The 17,624-nt window shown below is 36.2% G+C and carries 8 protein-coding genes; 2 read left to right on the forward strand and 6 right to left on the reverse strand.

The features are described 5' to 3' along the window. Positions 1–55: 55 nt before the first annotated feature. Positions 56–2,884 carry a leucine--tRNA ligase gene (gene leuS, locus DU508_RS10525; RefSeq protein ID WP_115402787.1) on the forward strand — a complete coding sequence of 943 codons (2,829 nt, stop codon included), beginning with the start codon at positions 56–58 and terminating at the stop codon, positions 2,882–2,884. 212 nt (positions 2,885–3,096) lie between these two features. On the opposite strand, the gene DU508_RS10530 is transcribed toward leuS, so the two are convergent. From DU508_RS10530 to DU508_RS10540, 3 genes are all read right to left on the reverse strand, one after another. Further along, positions 3,097–4,392 (reverse strand): DEAD/DEAH box helicase, encoded by a 1,296-nt coding sequence (locus DU508_RS10530; protein WP_115402788.1) that lies wholly within the window; start codon positions 4,390–4,392, stop codon positions 3,097–3,099. A gap of 248 nt (positions 4,393–4,640) precedes the next feature. Further along, positions 4,641–5,261, reverse strand: coding sequence for a hypothetical protein (locus tag DU508_RS10535; RefSeq protein ID WP_115402789.1), 621 nt, complete (start codon positions 5,259–5,261; stop codon positions 4,641–4,643). A 129-nt stretch (positions 5,262–5,390) separates the two neighbouring features. Further along, on the reverse strand, positions 5,391–6,731 hold the full coding sequence (locus DU508_RS10540) for an APC family permease (RefSeq protein ID WP_115402790.1): 1,341 nt from the start codon (positions 6,729–6,731) through the stop codon (positions 5,391–5,393). A 344-nt stretch (positions 6,732–7,075) separates the two neighbouring features. Here DU508_RS10540 and DU508_RS10545 point away from each other — a divergent pair, with 344 nt between their 5' ends. After that, positions 7,076–8,944, forward strand: coding sequence for a DNA topoisomerase IV subunit B (locus DU508_RS10545; protein WP_115402791.1), 1,869 nt, complete (start codon positions 7,076–7,078; stop codon positions 8,942–8,944). Positions 8,945–9,250: 306 nt separating this feature from the next. Here the strand turns inward: DU508_RS10545 and DU508_RS10550 are convergent, their stop codons facing one another. From DU508_RS10550 to DU508_RS10560, 3 genes are read right to left on the reverse strand one after another with little or no spacing between them, the layout of a single operon-like run. Beyond that, positions 9,251–10,273 carry a YihY/virulence factor BrkB family protein gene (locus DU508_RS10550; protein WP_115402792.1) on the reverse strand — a complete coding sequence of 341 codons (1,023 nt, stop codon included), beginning with the start codon at positions 10,271–10,273 and terminating at the stop codon, positions 9,251–9,253. A gap of 8 nt (positions 10,274–10,281) precedes the next feature. Next, the gene (tamL, locus tag DU508_RS10555; protein ID WP_115402793.1) at positions 10,282–12,573 is read right to left on the reverse strand and encodes a translocation and assembly module lipoprotein TamL; all 2,292 of its coding nucleotides are present in this window, start codon (positions 12,571–12,573) and stop codon (positions 10,282–10,284) included. Continuing rightward, positions 12,557–17,590 (reverse strand): translocation/assembly module TamB domain-containing protein, encoded by a 5,034-nt coding sequence (locus tag DU508_RS10560; RefSeq protein WP_233509492.1) that lies wholly within the window; start codon positions 17,588–17,590, stop codon positions 12,557–12,559. Before DU508_RS10560 ends, tamL begins: the two co-directional genes overlap by 17 nt. Positions 17,591–17,624 lie beyond the last annotated feature (34 nt).

A 17,624-nucleotide genomic window follows, 5' to 3' on the forward strand; every position in this document is an offset into this window, starting at 1 on the left:
TTACTAAGCCCCTTAATTTCCGTAATTTCGCCCCTTTAAAAATTTAAAACTTGCAATGGATTACCAATTCAAAGAAATAGAAAAAAAGTGGCAGAAGTTTTGGGCCGATAATCAAACATTTAAAGCCGAGCCTAATTCTGAAAAACCAAAATATTATGTGTTGGATATGTTTCCTTATCCATCAGGAGCAGGTTTACATGTTGGTCATCCACTGGGTTACATTGCATCAGATATTTTTTCACGATATAAACGCCTTAAAGGCTTTAACGTTTTGCATCCAATGGGTTACGATTCATTCGGATTGCCAGCAGAACAATATGCCATACAAACAGGTCAGCATCCGGCAATTACCACGGAGGCAAATATTGCGACTTATCGTCGTCAGTTAGATCAAATTGGTTTTTCATTCGATTGGAGCCGCGAAGTTCGTACCAGTGAATCATCTTACTATAAATGGACACAATGGATTTTTATGCAGTTGTTCAATTCTTGGTATAACATTGAAAACGATAGGGCGGAAGATATTACCACTCTGATTGAAAAATTCAACGCATCAGGCACAGCAGATGTAAAAGCAGTTTGCGATGATGATGTGAAATCATTTTTGCCAAGCGACTGGGCAACCTTTAGTGATGAAGAAAGGCAAGAGGAGTTATTGAAATATCGATTAACTTATCTTAAAGAAAGTACTGTGAACTGGTGCCCTGCACTGGGAACGGTTTTGGCAAATGATGAAGTAAAAGATGGTTTCTCTGAGCGTGGCGGACATCCGGTTGAACAAAAGAAAATGATGCAATGGAGCATGCGGATTACCGCTTATGCTGATCGCCTTTTGCAGGGGCTGGATACCATCGACTGGCCTGAACCAATTAAGGAAATGCAGCGAAACTGGATTGGTAAAAGTGTTGGTGCATCAGTGAAGTTTGCAGTTGACAATTCACAGTTGGCAGTTGAAGAAACTGAAAACTCAAACCTGAAAACTGAAAAATATATAGAAGTATTTACCACCCGGGTAGATACCATTTTTGGGGTTTCTTATTTAGTATTGGCACCAGAGCATGAATGGGTAGCTGAATTGACCACACCAGCGCAAAAGCAAGATGTTGAAAATTATATTGCTCAAACTAAAAAGAAATCTGAATTGGATCGTATGGCAGATACCAAAACAGTTTCGGGTGCATTTACAGGAACTTATGTGATTAATCCGGTTAGTGGCGAACGCGTGCAATTATGGATTGCTGATTACGTACTTGCTGGTTACGGAACGGGTGCGGTTATGGGCGTTCCAAGTGGTGACCAACGCGATTGGTTATTTGCTACACATTTCAATTTGCCAATCATCCAGATTTTGGATGCACAACAAAATATCGATGAACAGGCCGATCCAACCAAAGAAGGAAAATATATAAATTCTGGTTTTATCAATGGATTGACCTATAAAGAAGCAGTTGATTTTTTAAATAACTGGCTTGAAGAAAAAGGCGTTGGAAAAGCTAAAGTTAATTTCCGTCAGCGCGATGCGATTTTTGGCCGCCAGCGTTATTGGGGTGAACCTATTCCGGTTTATTTCAAAGATGGCTTACCTTATTTATTGAAAGAAGAAGAACTGCCGTTAATTCTTCCTGAAATTGACAAATATCTTCCTACTGAAACCGGCGAGCCTCCTTTAGGTCGTGCTGAAGATTGGAAATATGATGGCAAATACGAGTATGAATTAAGCACCATGCCAGGTTGGGCCGGAAGCAGCTGGTATTGGTACCGTTATATGGATGCCAACAATAATGCTGACTTCGCATCAAAAGAAGCTATTGATTATTGGAAGGATGTCGATTTGTATATCGGGGGTTCTGAGCACGCAACAGGTCACTTATTGTATAGCCGTTTCTGGAACAAATTTTTGAAAGATTTAGGTTATGCCAAAGAAGAGGAACCTTTCAAAAAACTGATTAATCAAGGGATGATTCAGGGTAGAAGTAATTTTGTTTACCGGATTAATGATGAGCAAGGTAAGCCGACAAATACCTATGTTTCAGCTGGATTAAGGAAAGAATACAATACTACTGCATTACATGTTGATGTTAACATTGTTGAGAACGACACTTTAGATTTAAATAAATTTAAAGCCTGGCGGGAAGAATATGCCCATGCAGAATTTATTCTTGAAGGTGGAAAATACGTCTGCGGTGTTGAAGTGGAAAAAATGTCGAAATCGAAATTCAACGTGGTTAATCCCGATGATTTGATTGAACGTTACGGTGCAGACACTTTGCGGATGTACGAGATGTTTTTGGGGCCGTTAGAGCAAAGCAAACCCTGGAATACAAACGGTATTGAAGGCGTATTTAAATTCTTACGTAAGTTCTGGAGGTTATTCCACAATGAGGCTTGGGAATTTACTGTTTCAGATGCAGAACCAACTAAAGCAGAATTGAAAGCCCTGCATAAAATCATCAAAAAAGTTCAGGATGATATTGAGCGTTTCTCTTTCAATACTTCAGTTTCGAGTTTCATGATTGCTGTTAATGAGTTAACGGATTTGAAATGTAACAAGCGAAGTATTTTGCAGGATATGGTGGTTATTTTATCGCCTTATGCACCACACATCTGCGAAGAACTTTGGGTTCAGTTGGGCAATGAGGCTGGTAGCTTATCTTACGCTGCTTTCCCAACTTTTAATCCTGAGCATTTAGTTGAGGATGAGTTTGCTTATCCGGTTTCAATCAACGGTAAAATGAAGATGAACTTAAACCTGAGTTTAACTTTAGCACAACCTGAAGTGGAAACCATTTTATTGGCGAATGAACAATTCCAGAAATTTTTAGATGATAAAGCACCTAAGAAAATCATTTTCGTAAAAGGAAAGATTATTAATGTGGTTGTTTAATAAAGGTAGAAGGCGGAAGGTTTAAGGTAAAAGGTTTTTCCGTTCTTTTGCTTAATAAATAACGAAGAGCCCCGAATTGATTTTTTCAACTCGGGGCTCTTTTTTGTGCATTTGTAATAATATATTGATGGTAATAAAAATCGAATCCCAGATTTTATTTAATGTGTTTTGGGGCTAGGTTTCCGACCTTAAACCTTCTATCATAAACCTTCTTAAGCTTTCGCTTTTTTTCTGTTTCCGCCAAATCGCCTGTTGTTACTGGCATTGCGTGGTTTTCCACTCATATTACCATCGCCGTTTTTCTTGCCACCACCTTTCGAAGGCGTTTGAGGCTTACGTTTAACCTGGTTTTTGGCCAGCATGCTTTCCCAGCTTAACGGATAAGGATGGTTATCAACAATAGGCAAAGTGATTTTAATTAACTTTTGGATATCCAATAAGTATTCATTTTCTTCTGCATCGCAGAATGAAATGGCTATACCATTTGCTCCTGCACGTCCTGTACGACCGATCCTGTGAACGTAAGATTCAGGAATGTTTGGTAATTCGTAGTTGAAAACATGTGATAACTGATCAATATCAATACCACGGGCGGCAATATCAGTTGCCACTAAAACACGGATTTTTCTATCTTTAAAATCAGTTAATGCTCTTTGTCTGGCATTTTGCGATTTATTTCCATGAATGGCTGCGGCTTTAATTCCGGCATGAGCTAAATCTTTAACAATCCGGTCTGCACCATGCTTGGTACGCGTAAAAACCAGGGCCGTTTCAATTGCTTTATCTTCCAGTAAGTGAATTAATAACTTTTTTTTATCTGGTTTATCAACAAAATAAATAGATTGATTAATGGTTTCGGCAGTTGAAGAAACCGGTGTAACCTCAACCTTAGTTGGGCTGGATAAAATGGTATTGGCCAACTTCTGGATCTCATCGGGCATCGTTGCCGAGAAAAATAAAGTCTGGCGTTTTGCAGGTAATTTAGCCACCACTCTTTTCACATCGTGAATAAAACCCATGTCTAACATACGGTCGGCTTCATCCAAAACAAAAAGTTCTATCGTGTTCAAGCTGATAAAACCCTGGTTCATCAAATCTAATAAACGGCCAGGTGTAGCAACCAGAATATCGATGCCTTTTCTCAAAGCCTCTACTTGTGAGTGCTGATTTACACCACCAAAAATCACGAGATGACGTAAGTTTAAATGGCGGCCATAAGCTTTAAAACTTTCTTCAATTTGAATGGCAAGTTCGCGCGTTGGCGTTAAAACCAAAGCCTTAATGTTTTTTGTTACCTTAGTGTTAAGGTGTTTTTCGTGCAATAATTGCAACATTGGAATGGCAAAAGCAGCCGTTTTTCCGGTACCGGTTTGTGCGCAACCTAATAAATCTTTTCCTTTTAATATTGTTGGGATGGATTGCTCCTGTATTGGGGTAGGTTGTGTATAACCTTCAGTCTCAAGGGCCTTCAAAATTGGCTCAATGAGGTTTAATTCTTTGAATAACATGTATCTTTTTATAATATTTATCGAAGAAGCTAGAACAATCAATTGTTGAAGGACTAACTTGCGGAGAGAATATTGTCATTCAGAATGACAAAGCCCTTATTCCTGCTTCGCGGGCAAAGATACGGAAATAAATTGTTTTTATCGTTGAATGATTAAATTGTTTCCGTAAAGCTTAGCTTGATCTACCTTTTTAATAGAACAAGTAGCATTTTAGAGAAGAGAGGATATGAAGGGTAATCAAATACCAGTTAATTAATTCCGAAATCAAATCCTATTTTTTGAGCTTTCCTATTCATTTCAGCATTAAGTTTATCAATACGTTTATCATATTCTGCTTTATTAATCACATCATTATTTAATAGCCAAAGAATATTTCGATAATTATCATTATAAGAAAAAGATGACCTTAATGTTCCATATTTTTCAGAGAGAAAGCCATTTCTTGTTGATATAAGCGTTTCAATAAATGCATCAAGCTCTGTTTTGTTAGGATTATTATACAAAAATTCAATTGCATTTACATTTCCTGGCTTTACTAAGTTGAAACTTCGTTTGTACGTTAAAATAAATACGATGAAACAAATAGCTGCTAACCCTAAATAAAACAGACTGGCTGAGTCTTCAATATCTTCTCCATCTTTTTTCAAAATATAAAGCAATATTGAAAGCATTACCAGGATGCCTGATGAAATCAAAAAACCAAATACTCCTTTATTGCTTTTGAATACGCGAACTCCGAGATCTTCATAGGCCACTAAATATTCTGTTGAACTAAATAGGTTTTTCCGTTTTACTTCGAGACCAATTTCTGTTATTATAAACGTATTCCTGTTAAAATTTAAGGTCTTCTGTTTTAAAATTTCATTCATGTTATTCTGAGCATTTGATTAACTCAAATATATAAATCCCTGGTAGCAATGTCAATCGGTAGCGTTTAAACATATTTATCTTCTTTGAAACTATCATGTTGATTGGCAATACAATCCCAAATAATATTTTTAACTATTTTTCTTTAACCATCTCGCAATAAAATAGATCGCTAAAAATCCAATAAAAATATACAGCCCATTCAATGCTGCATTTGGGTCATCAGCATAAATGCTGAAAGCCACAAATGTGTATGCCGCAATAAAAATAAGAGGCAATACAGGATATAAAGGAACAGTATAAATTGTCTTTTGATCAAGATGAGCAGTACGTTTTCTTAAAACAAAAATTGTTGCCGCTGAACTGGCCATGCTGATGCTCTCTAAAAAAATGGTGTAATTTAGAATCTTATCGAAAGTTTTGGCGTAAAAAATAATCACAACAGCAATCAAGGTAAAAACAGTTAAACTTACTGTTATCACTTCAGTTTTCTTGCTCATTTTGCTGAAAATTTTGGGTAAAGCACCTTCTTCGCCCATGGCAAACATAGCCCTTGGGTTACTCAGTAAATTCACATTTACATAGCCCATAACCGAGATAAAAATAATTACAGAGAGCATATTAAAGCCCGCAGGACCAAATATTTTTGAGGCCAGAATTGCCGCTATACTTTCTGCTGTTTTTAATTCTTCAAATCCGATAACCTTTACGTAAACATAATTTATAGCCAAATATAAAATCACAATAATGGTTAAACCAATAATGATTGAACGGGGAATTACTTTTTTGGCTTCTTTAACTTCTCCACCAAAGTTGATGGTTTGTGCGTATCCTGCATAGGAGAAAGAAACCGCAATTAAGCATAATCCTAAAGCTTTGCCATAATCAGACCAGGTTGGCAAGGCACCATCCGCTGCTTTAAAAATGGGTTTGATGGTTTCGGGTTGTGAACCAAAAAAGATGGCACAAATGAGCAATAAGATCAATCCGATTTTGATGATGGTTAATATATTTTGCGTTTTTGCACTGGCTTTTAATCCGAGAAGATTAATGAAATAAAAAATTAGAATCGTGGTTATGGCTATTGCGACACGATAAAAATCAGTTTGCATTTCCTCCGGCAAAACAATTTTTCCTAAGTATTCTGCACCGATAATAGAAATTGCAGCTACAGATGCCGCACTGGAAATAATTACGATACAATTAATAGCGAAAGCAATTGATGGATGATATGCTGCTGAGAAAATTTTATAATATCCACCGGTTACAGGAAAGCGTGATCCAATTTCTGCATAAGTTAGCGCCCCGCAAAAGGCTACAATTCCCCCGATAAACCAGGCCAGATAAAATAATTCAGGAATTTGCGCTTTAGCCGCTACATTAACTGGCGTGCGAAAAATACCCATACCTATTACCAAACTCACCACAATCATGGATAAATCAAAGAGCGAAAGCTGTTTTTTAGGTTGCATTAAATACGGTGTTAGATTAAGGGTTGAAGATACGAATGATTGAGTAAATGTAAGATGATGTAAAAGTAATTAATAACATGCCCCATCAACGATTTTACTCCCTATATTTTTCATGCATTTATTGTTGATATTTTATTTGCAAGCATCAAAGAATAAATCTTATTATTGTATAATAATTTTTGCTATCAGCGATTTGAAAAGCCAACCAACAAAAATCAAATTCCCGATAGCAATTATCCTAAAAATTGTCATGTTGAACCTTAAGGCTTGCTCTGCAAATCCCTCGGTATAGCTACTTTTTATAAAAGTAAAGTTCAATTAACATGAAAATATAAAGAACACTTATGGCAGAAGTAATTTATAACGACGACAGTATTCGCTCATTAGACTGGAAAGAACACATCAGACTACGCCCCGGTATGTATATCGGTAAGCTTGGTGATGGTTCTGCACAAGATGATGGAATTTATGTTTTGTTAAAGGAAATTGTAGATAATTCTATTGATGAATTTGTGATGGGAACTGGAAAAACCATTGAAATTACAGTTTCTGAGCAAAAGGTAAACGTGAGAGATTATGGTCGTGGAATTCCTTTGGGAAAAGTTATAGATTGTGTAAGCAAAATTAATACCGGCGGTAAATACGATAGTAATGCTTTTCAAAAATCGGTCGGTTTAAATGGCGTAGGTACCAAAGCGGTAAATGCTTTGTCAACCAGTTTTATTGTGCAATCTTACAGAGATGGTAAAACAAAGAAAGTAGAATTTTCTAAAGGAGAAATTGTAAATGAGCAACCGGTAATTGATACTACGCAGCGAAACGGTACGGCAATTACTTTTTATCCTGATGAAACTATTTTTAGAAATTACCATTATATTCCTGATTTTGTTGAAAGCATGGTTTGGAATTATGTATTTCTGAATACCGGGTTAACTGTAAATTTCAACAACCAAAAGTATTTTTCTGAAAGAGGTCTTTATGATTTACTTTCTAAGTTTAATAAGCCTGAGGAAATTCGTTATCCGATTATTCACATGGTGGGTAACGATATTGAAATTGCAATGACGCACGGCCAGCAATATGGCGAAGATTATCATTCTTTCGTGAACGGGCAACATACCACACAAGGCGGAACGCACCAGGCAGCTTTCAGGGCTGCGGTGGTAAAAACTGTTCGCGAGTTTTTTAAAAAAGAATTTGATGCATCAGATGTGCGTTCATCAATCATTGCAGCAATTTCTGTTCGTGTACAGGAGCCGGTTTTCGAATCACAAACGAAAACTAAATTGGGATCTCAAAACATGGGACCTGAAGGCCCGTCTGTTGCAACATTCATTAATGATTTTGTTAAAAAAGAACTGGATGATTACCTGCATAAAAATCCTGATGTTGCCGATGCCCTTTTAAAGCGAATTAACCAATCGGAAAGAGAGCGTAAAGATATTGCGGGCATCAAGAAACTGGCTAATGACCGGGCCAAAAAAGCGTCATTGCACAATAAAAAACTTCGCGATTGTAAAGTTCATTTCAATTCCACACATGAGAAACGTTATGAAACAACCTTGTTTATTACTGAAGGAGATTCAGCATCAGGTTCAATCACAAAATCGCGTGATGTTGACACCCAGGCAGTTTTCAGTTTGAAGGGTAAACCGCTTAACTGTTATGAGCTAACAAAAAAGGTGGTTTATGAAAATGAAGAATTTAATTTATTGCAGCATGCTTTAAACATTGAAGATGGCTTGGATGGTTTGCATTACAACAACATTGTTATCGCTACAGATGCCGATGTGGATGGTATGCACATCAGGTTGTTGATGATGACTTTCTTTCTGCAGTTTTTCCCTGATTTGGTAAAGGCAGGGCATGTTTATATTTTACAAACACCACTTTTTAGGGTTCGGAATAAAAAAGAAACCATTTATTGTTATAGTGATGAAGAGCGCCGGAACGCAATCGAAAAATTAGGTAATAAGCCTGAAATTACTCGTTTTAAGGGGTTAGGAGAAATTTCTCCTGATGAATTTGGTTTGTTTATTGGTAAGGATATCAGGCTTGACCCTGTTATTTTGAAGGATCAAACCATTAAAAGTTTGCTTGAATATTATATGGGGAAAAATACTCCCGATCGGCAACAACACATCATCAGAAACCTGCGTATTGAAAAAGACGAAGTGACAGAAGAACCTAAAATTATTGATGATGTAGCATAAATCAGCGTTGATGAATCGGGAAATTAAATCAGCGAATTTGAAACCGATTAGAACTCAGCAATTAAAGATCTAATTGTAGTATTTTAATTTTGATTGTTTTCGGAATAACAGCCGGTTTGTTCGTTAACTTTTCAAAGATACAATGCTAAAATCTGTGAATAAAATTGTTCAGGTCCAAAATGATTTTACAGTCAATTTTGTAACGAGAGAAAGTATTAAAACTTATCAGCTAAATAAAACATCTGCCTCTTGTTCAAATTGATACTAAAGACTAAAGACTAAAGACTAAAGACTAAAGACTAAAGACTAATTTGTTGGCGCATCAACAGTATCTTCCGGATGTTGAGGTGGTAAAACGTCAACTTTTTTCTCTACAATTGTGATTTTAGTATGAACTGCATATTTACTCGGTGAAATACCACCATCGTATTTTTCTGCATAAGCTTGTGTAAATTCTGCGCCAAAATAAAGTATGATTGCGGTGTAGTAAATCCAGAGTAAAATCACAATAATTGAACTGGCGGCACCAAAGGCAGAACCCGGATTTCCTTTTTCTATATAAACTCCGATAAGATATTTACCTAAACTAAAGAGTAAAGCGGTAAATAAAGCACCTATTATGGCCGATTTCCATTTGATAATTACATCAGGTAGTACTTTAAAAATAACGGTAAAAACGGCAGTAACTGCTGCTAAAGTAATTACATTATTTAAAATATAGATCAGCAAGGTCATGGTATTATCGGCAACAGGAATAACATCATCGATGTTACTTCTTGAAAGGAAGCTGGTTAATTTATCGCCCAACCCAACCACAATACTATTAATAACAAGCGATACCAATAGAAGAAAACCCATCGATACAATTAACGAAAAAGAAAGTAACCTGTTGGTAAGCATTTTAAGCCAACCTTTTTTGGGGATGGCTTTTACTTTCCAGATCATATTGATGCTATCCTGAATTTCGATAAAAATTGCGGTGGAACCAACAACGAGTGTAGCAATACCAATGATTAAACCTATTGTTGATTGTCCTGTTTTATTGGCATGCTCAACAAAACCTTGAAGTTGTGCTGCAGCATCCTGGCCAACCATGTCGGTAATTTGCGCAAAAAATCTATTGCGTGTATCATTATTCATTTTGTCGCCAAAAAATAATGTAGCTGCCGATAGAACAATTATAATCAAAGGGGTAAGTGAAAAAATAGTATAGTATGCTAAAGAAGCACTAAGTTTTGTGATTCTATCTTCAGCAAAACCTTTACCCGCTGCAATAAAAAGGTGATATAACGCAATAAAAAACTGTTTTATCTTGGTGATTATCTTCATTCGAAAAATTAAAATGGATATCCTATACCAATATTAAATATTAAATTTTGTCTTCGCCAATCTTTATTTCCGAATGCAATGTCGTCAAACACCCAACGTTGTCCTTCGGGCAAATAAGGTTTACGAACTGGAAATGCTACATCTAAACGAATTACAAAGATAGTGGCATCTACTCTTAAACCCGCTCCGGTACCAACAGCTAATTCATTAAAGGTATTTTTAAATTTAAATTCAGAGCCAGGTCTTAGCGGATCCTCTTTTCTTAACCAAATATTTCCAGCATCAACAAACAATGCGCCATATAAAATGCTTACCAGTTTAAACCGAAGCTCAGAATTAAGCATTAATTTAATATCGCCTCCCTGATCAGCAAAAACTGCATCATCCGGTACCTTATAGGTTCCAGGGCCCAAAGTTCTTGCCGGAAATGCCCGGATATCATTACTACCTCCGGCAAAGAATTGTCTTACAAATGGTAACGATGGGCTGTTGCCATATGCATAGCCATATCCAATATTTAGTCTGTTAGCCCAGGTCAGATTTCTTTTAATTTTATAATAATCTCTTAAATCGGCTTCTAATCTTATAAACTGAGTTAGCGGAACATTGAAAAGTGTTTTTTGCCCCTGGTCATTTTTCGGTATAAAGGCACCCCATACATTTCCTCCGGTTTCAATTCCTCCAAAAAAATAGGTATTGTTGCGGCGATTCGTTTCCATCTGATTGGTATAAGTAAAGTTGTAGTTACTTCCAATGATGAATTGATTTTCCAATGTGGTTCTCAGTAATGGATTTTCTGTATATAGTCTGTCTCTAGTCGTATCCGAAGGGAAACTTGTAGAGATATAACTAACAGATATTGGATTTAAGTTGTGTTCTTTATACTGATTTTCTTTGAAATTATAACCAAACTCTCCTTTAAAAGCATGCAACGTATATTCTGAACCACGATTTAACATTTGATAAGAAAGTGACGCAATGGTTTTTGGAATAAAGGCGGTTGTGCTGTTAGGTTTATAAAAAGGAACTATAAATCTAGGAAAGGTTAATTTACCTTCGGCAGTTAAAGAAAGCGAATTTCTACCCAATGCTGTTCCTCTGGTTTGTGTTTCAAAACCCCCGCTAACACTTACATCCAATTGTTCTGCACCTCTGAAAAGGTTTCTGGTGGTTTGGGTTACTTTAACCTCTGAACCAACAAAATTGTTCGATTTACTCGTTCCGGTAACAGAAAATGTGAGTGAGTTTTTCTTTAATGGGGTCAGGTAAATGTTTAAATCCAATTGATTGTTTTTGAAACTATCCACTGGCAAGAATTCTGCCCTAACATCTTGAAAGGCACCAATATTAACCATTCTGTTTAACGATAGGTTATGATCTCTGCGATTATAGGCCTCACCTTTTTGGAAAAAAACCAACCTGTCAAATAACCTGGGTTTGAATGTGTTTCTATCATCGTAAATGTTAAAGTCGTTGTATTGCAAAGGCTTTAAATTCCGGAGTGCAGTATCTCTTCTTAGTGAATAATTTGGAAATATATTAATGTTTTTGATCGTGTAAGGCTTTAAGGCAGCATCGGGAGCAATATCTTTAACTTTTACCGTAACGTTAACCAGATTTTTACCAATGGTACTGTCTACCTGCATGATCAGATGATCGGGACTGAAGTAGAAATATCCGTTTTCCTTTAAATCATTGTCTATTCTGATTCTTTCGTTCTTATAAACATCCAGATCATAATAATCACCAACTTTTAATAAGGTTTTATCTTTATTAGCGTTAATGATTTTGGTTAAAGCACCAGAATCTGGCGGGAAATTAACCTGATTGATTTTATATCTGACTCCGGTGTTTGCGGTATAAATCGCCTTTCCTTTTTTTCCTTTAACAACAGTATCTCCGGTAACCACAGCTTGTAAATATCCCTCACTAAGTAAGTAACTGGTTAAAACATCATTATTGTATTTTAATTTTACTTCACTTAAAAGAACTGGTGGCTCGCCTTGTCTTCTTAGCCAATTTCTAAAACCTTTTGGTTTTGTGGGTTCGCCGGCCAAATTGTAAATGGCTAGTTTATATTTAATACCCAAAAATGACTTATTAGGGCGTGGTCTGGTTTTGCTTTCCAAATCAGTCTTAACCTGCTTTTGATCATCAATTCTTCCTGATGAATCAGGATTGATCTTTACTTCTGCTCCTGTGTATAAAATCTGTCCGGGTTTTAAGGATTTTGTACTGCTGCAGCCCGCATAAACTAAACAGGCCAATAAAAATAAAAAAGGTCTAGTTAGTTGTCTCATCTTGTGCTTTCTGTTCAATGTTTCTTGTTCTTCTAATTCGTTTCTTTTGGAATATTTCTTTGAATTTATTGTAATCTACAACCAACGTAAATCCTAAACCCGTTTCAATAATTTGCCCTTGTACAATAACGTCGTTCTGATTGCGTCTGTAAGCTCTTAAACGATATCTTCCATCGGCAGATAAGGCATATTCGACGTTAACATTTCCGGCAATGTCTGTTGATTTTTCGCCAGGTGCTTGTGGCCCTTCCAAAGCAAATGAACTTCCAACAGTTACCGTTAATCTATCATTCAATAATTTTTTAGATAAGCCCACCTCGAGATCTGTTTTTTGCTGCAGTGATCCTGTTGAATAATCTTCAGATGAATTTACACCGAAATTTAGCTCCACACCCTGGATCAAATCTGATGTTAAATTATTCAATTGTTCGGTTAATAATTTACTTACGCTGGAACGTGCAAGGGTAGAAACACCGCCACCACCACCAGCTAAACTCTGGAATGGATTGTTTGCAATGAAACGATTCAATGCCAACAATGCAAAAACCTGTTTATTTAGTTCATTTTCATCGCGGTTTACATTAATCAATTTGGTATAAACCTGACCACCTAAAGCATTCCGTTCATTTTCAGGTAAATCTATTCTAAAGGAAATGATAGGTTTCATCAATTCGCCTTTCATCATTAAATATACCTGAAAAGGTAATTTCGTTTTGGCCTCATAAAGGTCTGGTTGATTCAATAAATCAATAGGAGCTGCGTTAACCTCATACATTGCAGTCAGGTTTACATTTGCAGAGGTAGGTTCGCCTGTCCAGATTATGGTACTTCCTTTAACAATTCTGAATTCTTTTTTACCCAGTGGTCCGACTGATAGATTATAAGAGCCGTCTACTACTTCATAACGACCTGTTAAGCTGATTTTGCCACTTGGGTCCATGGTTGCGTTTAAATTTGCATCACCTTTTATGTTTAATGCATCTCCGTTTGAAGGATCTACAACGACGTTTAACTCTGCTTCAGGATCGATGGTTATTGCGGCCACAAGATTTAATCCTTTAACTGGTGATTTGCTCACACTATCTACTTTTAAAGCTTTTTGTCCGTTAAATGGCGGAGCATCAGCATCAATAAACTGAACAATTCCGTCCTGATCTATTATTGATGGATCATTTGCAGGTAAGGCAAAGAAAAACTTGGTTCCCTTGTTTACGCTAAGGTTCATGTTTACATCTGGCTGATTCAAATCTCCACGTACCTTGATATCACTGGTTAAGAAAACCGTTCCGTAAATCATTTCATTATCTGCTGCGGTAGAATTTATAGCTCTAAAATTATTCATGCGGATATCGAGGCCGAAACGATAATTTTTGAAATCGGTGGTGTAAACTTTTCCGTTAATGGTTGCTTTTTGATTTAGAGAATCAATCAGGGTAAAATTGTTAAAACCAATTCCCTCATCTGTAAAAGATATTTTCTCATTCGGTAATCGGAAATAAGAGTTTACATAAGCCACATTGATCCCCGCGTTATTGAACGTTAAATCACCTAAAATTTTTGGGGCTGTTAATGCTCCTTTAACACTAAGTGCCCCTGTTAACGTTCCGGTGCCATTTTTTAATTGCCCCTGAGATAAGCTCTCGATGTTTTTCATCTCAATTTTATCGATGTTAACAGTTAAATCCAATGCACTTTGAGGAGCGGTATAATAAAAACCATTTACACGCAATTCATGAACACCTGTCAATGCCACATTTACTTCAAAAGCATTTTGTGTGTTATTGTTAACCGCTACACGTAATGTTCCCAATTGATCTTTTTGATAGCGCAACTGATCAATCGTTAAATTTGCCTCGAATTTTGGAGTGGAAGCAAGGTCTTTCACGTTTGCTGTTCCATTTAAACGACCACCAATAAGCGTAGTATCAGTTTCGGCAAATTTGGTTAAAGTTTCTAATTGAAAATCTTTAAACTCAACATTCAACGGAGCATTTGGCTGAGTAGGGTTGCTGTTGATAGATAAAGATTGGCCGCTATTGCTGATCGCAAATTGATTTACGAGGATTCCTGACTGACCAAACTGAATGTAATTATCTTGCGAAACCACCCATTTTTGATAATCAAGCAATAGCTTTTGCGGATCTAAACTAAATTTAAAATCCTTATTGATTGATTGAAAATTACCACCAATTACATATTTATTTCTTAATTGCCTGTCGCGAAGGAAAATATTTAAACCCAAATTATTGTTCGCTGCATCTCCGCTCACCTCAGTATTGAAAAGCGCTATTGATGGGCTTTGTAAAGTTTTTACTGTTAATGAATAAGCCAGTTTATCATTATCATTATTAATGTTTAAAATGGTGGTATCAACTTTAAAATCGCCATACACCACCTGTGGGAAATTTCCTTTGATTTGAAGGCTATCTTTCTCGGTATCAATCAAGCCGTAAAACTGCGATTGCTTGAAAACAGTTAATTCTGGTACAAAATTTTTCAGGAGCTTAGAATCATAAATTTGAACGAAGAATCTCATTCGTTGTTCAGGGATTTTTGTTACCTCACCAAAAGCATAATATTTATTGATTTCATTAATAATTGCGTTGCTCACTTTTGTTAGTTGGTATTTACCATCAATTTTTGCAGATAAGATCTCTGATCTCAATGTAAGTTCATTCTCAGTAGCTGTAGATTTTGCCCGTATCGAAATGGTATCCACATTAATTCTTTGTTGATCTTTTACCACTTGTAAACCCGTAACATCAACTGTTCCGTTTAAGTAATCAGCATCTGCAGTAGGCAAATCAACTTTAATCATGCCCGCTGCACTCAAAACTGTCGGACTAAAATTCAATGCCTGCAGATTAATCTGTTTTAGATTTAAATCAGCTTTTACAGCAGGGTATTTGCCAGCCAGATTTACCCTAGCATCCAAAGCGAAGTTTGCATTACTGTCTGGCATGCTACTTTTTATCGCTACATTTTGATTAGCATAGGTTCCGGATAGATTTAAATTGCGATATGTGTATTTATTGTAGTAGGCGCTTAAAACTTTTGCATTGAATTTGGCATTGATTTTCTTAGGGTCTAAACCAGTTCCGGCAACATCGGCCTTAACAGAAACTCTTCCTAACTGTGGCTGCATTTTTAATAAGCGTCCGACATTAAAGTTGTTTAAACTAACATTTGCCTTATAACTTTCTCTACCCTTCGGACCTTTCATTGCCGCAGTTAAAATTGCACCACCCATATCCGTTTGGATATTCATATTAGTGTTGAAATCTGTCATTGAACCAGTGAATTTACCTTTGGCATTCACTACATTTGGTAATTCAATACTCGGTGGCAGCGATTTTCTTGGCACTGCAACCAAAATATCGCCCTTGGTTACATAGAGTTTTTTAATATCTAAATTAAGATAGGTTTTGTTGATATCGGGCAAACCCTTAGCTGTTCCGCTAATGTCTATTTGAGTGTTTTTTAGTCCGCTGATTTGTAAACGGGGAATGTTCAGGTTATTTAAATAACCATTTACATCAGCATTTATTTTGATCTTCTCATTGCGATAGTTTGCAGGAATGGCATCGCTAAAAAAACCGGCATCTCTTAAACCAATTGTTGTATTTTTGAAACTCAAAGCCAGTTTTACCCTTTCCGGATGCTTGGTTAAATCATCCATAGAAGTAAAATTCAACTCTGTGGCATTTTCAATGGTAGTATTTGGCGTTTTTAAAACGAAGTTGCTCAATTTAATTTGCTTATCGTTGTAAACTGCATTTCCTTTTAATTCACTTAAGGCAAAACCACTTTTCTCCTTAAGTGATCCGTTTTTAACGTTTGCCTTAATTCCATCTGCACTGTAGTTTACATCACTGGCGCCAAAGTTTAATCCACTTATTTTTAAATGATTAAAATCCATTCCTTTTGGAGCAGGTTTAGCACCCAAATTATCAAACTGAACATTATTGTCAGCTAAACTGATATTCTTAATGATTAAACCCAATGTAGATTTTTCCGGAACAACGGTATCTTTAACTTTCTTTAAATCATTGCTCGGCGCTGGCTTAAACGCAAAAAGGATGTTTGATTTATTAAGCTTAGCATCATCAACCGTGTATTTGCTGTTGGTCAGGTCAACCTTTAAATTAACCAAGCCGAGTTCATTTACATCAGCAACTGCTTTAGTGGTTGATATCTGATCATCATAATTCACTTTCACATTGTTGAAAGCAAAATTCTCAACTTCTATCAATGGCAATTTCCCTTGTTCTTTCTGGCTGCTATCTACACTGCTGGTGATGTGTTGAACAAGTTGAGTTAATGGTTTTTGTTGCAGATATCTTAAGGAGGTATTTGTTAAATTTAAATCACGGATAACATAATGTTGATTGGCTAAATCGAAATCTTTGATTTTAGTTTTAAATGCACCGAGATATAATTTCACATCATTTCCTGCAACATCATCACGATAAGTAAGGCCAATATCTTCAAATGAAACCTTATCAACAGAAAATTTAAGAGTAGAGGTTGTATCCTGATCTACTTTTTCTTCGGGTTTCTTTTGATCGCTCATAAATGCATCAACTAAAAAAGAAAAATTGAAAGTAGTATCAGGGGTGATGCGCTTAACATTTGCGCGTATGTTTTTCAGTTCAATATTGTTAATTTCAACTGTATTTTTTAGGAGTTTAAACAGGCTAATGTCAACCGCTAATTTTTCGGCATATAATAAAGTGTCGCCTTTTAAGTCTTCAATATAAAACTTGTTTAAAACCACATCTTTTGGCAATGCAATTTTAATGCTTTCCAAGCTTACTTCTGTCTTGGTTTTCGTTTTAAGGTAATTAATAGCCTTTCCCTTTACAAAATTTTGTACCGCAGGGATGTTTAGTGAAAGTGCTATACCAACAACTAAAATGATAATTGAGGCGATAACCCAAAGTAAAATTTTTAAACTTTTACGTACGTATTTATTCAAAGCCGATAATGTTTGGTGGTTGTTAAAAGCTAAAAGCATGCCATTAAAATAATTTTAATGACAGATTTTATAA

Origin of the sequence: Pedobacter chinensis (genome assembly GCF_003339865.1) — a bacterium.
Classification (GTDB): domain Bacteria; phylum Bacteroidota; class Bacteroidia; order Sphingobacteriales; family Sphingobacteriaceae; genus Pedobacter; species Pedobacter chinensis.

Coding starts and splice junctions, on each gene's coding strand:
- leuS (WP_115402787.1), top strand. CDS start 56: ATGGATTACCAATTCAAAGAAATAGAAAAAAAGTGGCAGAAGTTTTGG.
- DU508_RS10535 (WP_115402789.1), bottom strand. CDS start 5,261: ATGAATGAAATTTTAAAACAGAAGACCTTAAATTTTAACAGGAATACG.
- DU508_RS10530 (WP_115402788.1), bottom strand. CDS start 4,392: ATGTTATTCAAAGAATTAAACCTCATTGAGCCAATTTTGAAGGCCCTT.
- tamL (WP_115402793.1), bottom strand. CDS start 12,573: ATGAGACAACTAACTAGACCTTTTTTATTTTTATTGGCCTGTTTAGTT.
- DU508_RS10545 (WP_115402791.1), top strand. CDS start 7,076: ATGGCAGAAGTAATTTATAACGACGACAGTATTCGCTCATTAGACTGG.
- DU508_RS10540 (WP_115402790.1), bottom strand. CDS start 6,731: ATGCAACCTAAAAAACAGCTTTCGCTCTTTGATTTATCCATGATTGTG.
- DU508_RS10550 (WP_115402792.1), bottom strand. CDS start 10,273: ATGAAGATAATCACCAAGATAAAACAGTTTTTTATTGCGTTATATCAC.
- DU508_RS10560 (WP_233509492.1), bottom strand. CDS start 17,590: ATGCTTTTAGCTTTTAACAACCACCAAACATTATCGGCTTTGAATAAA.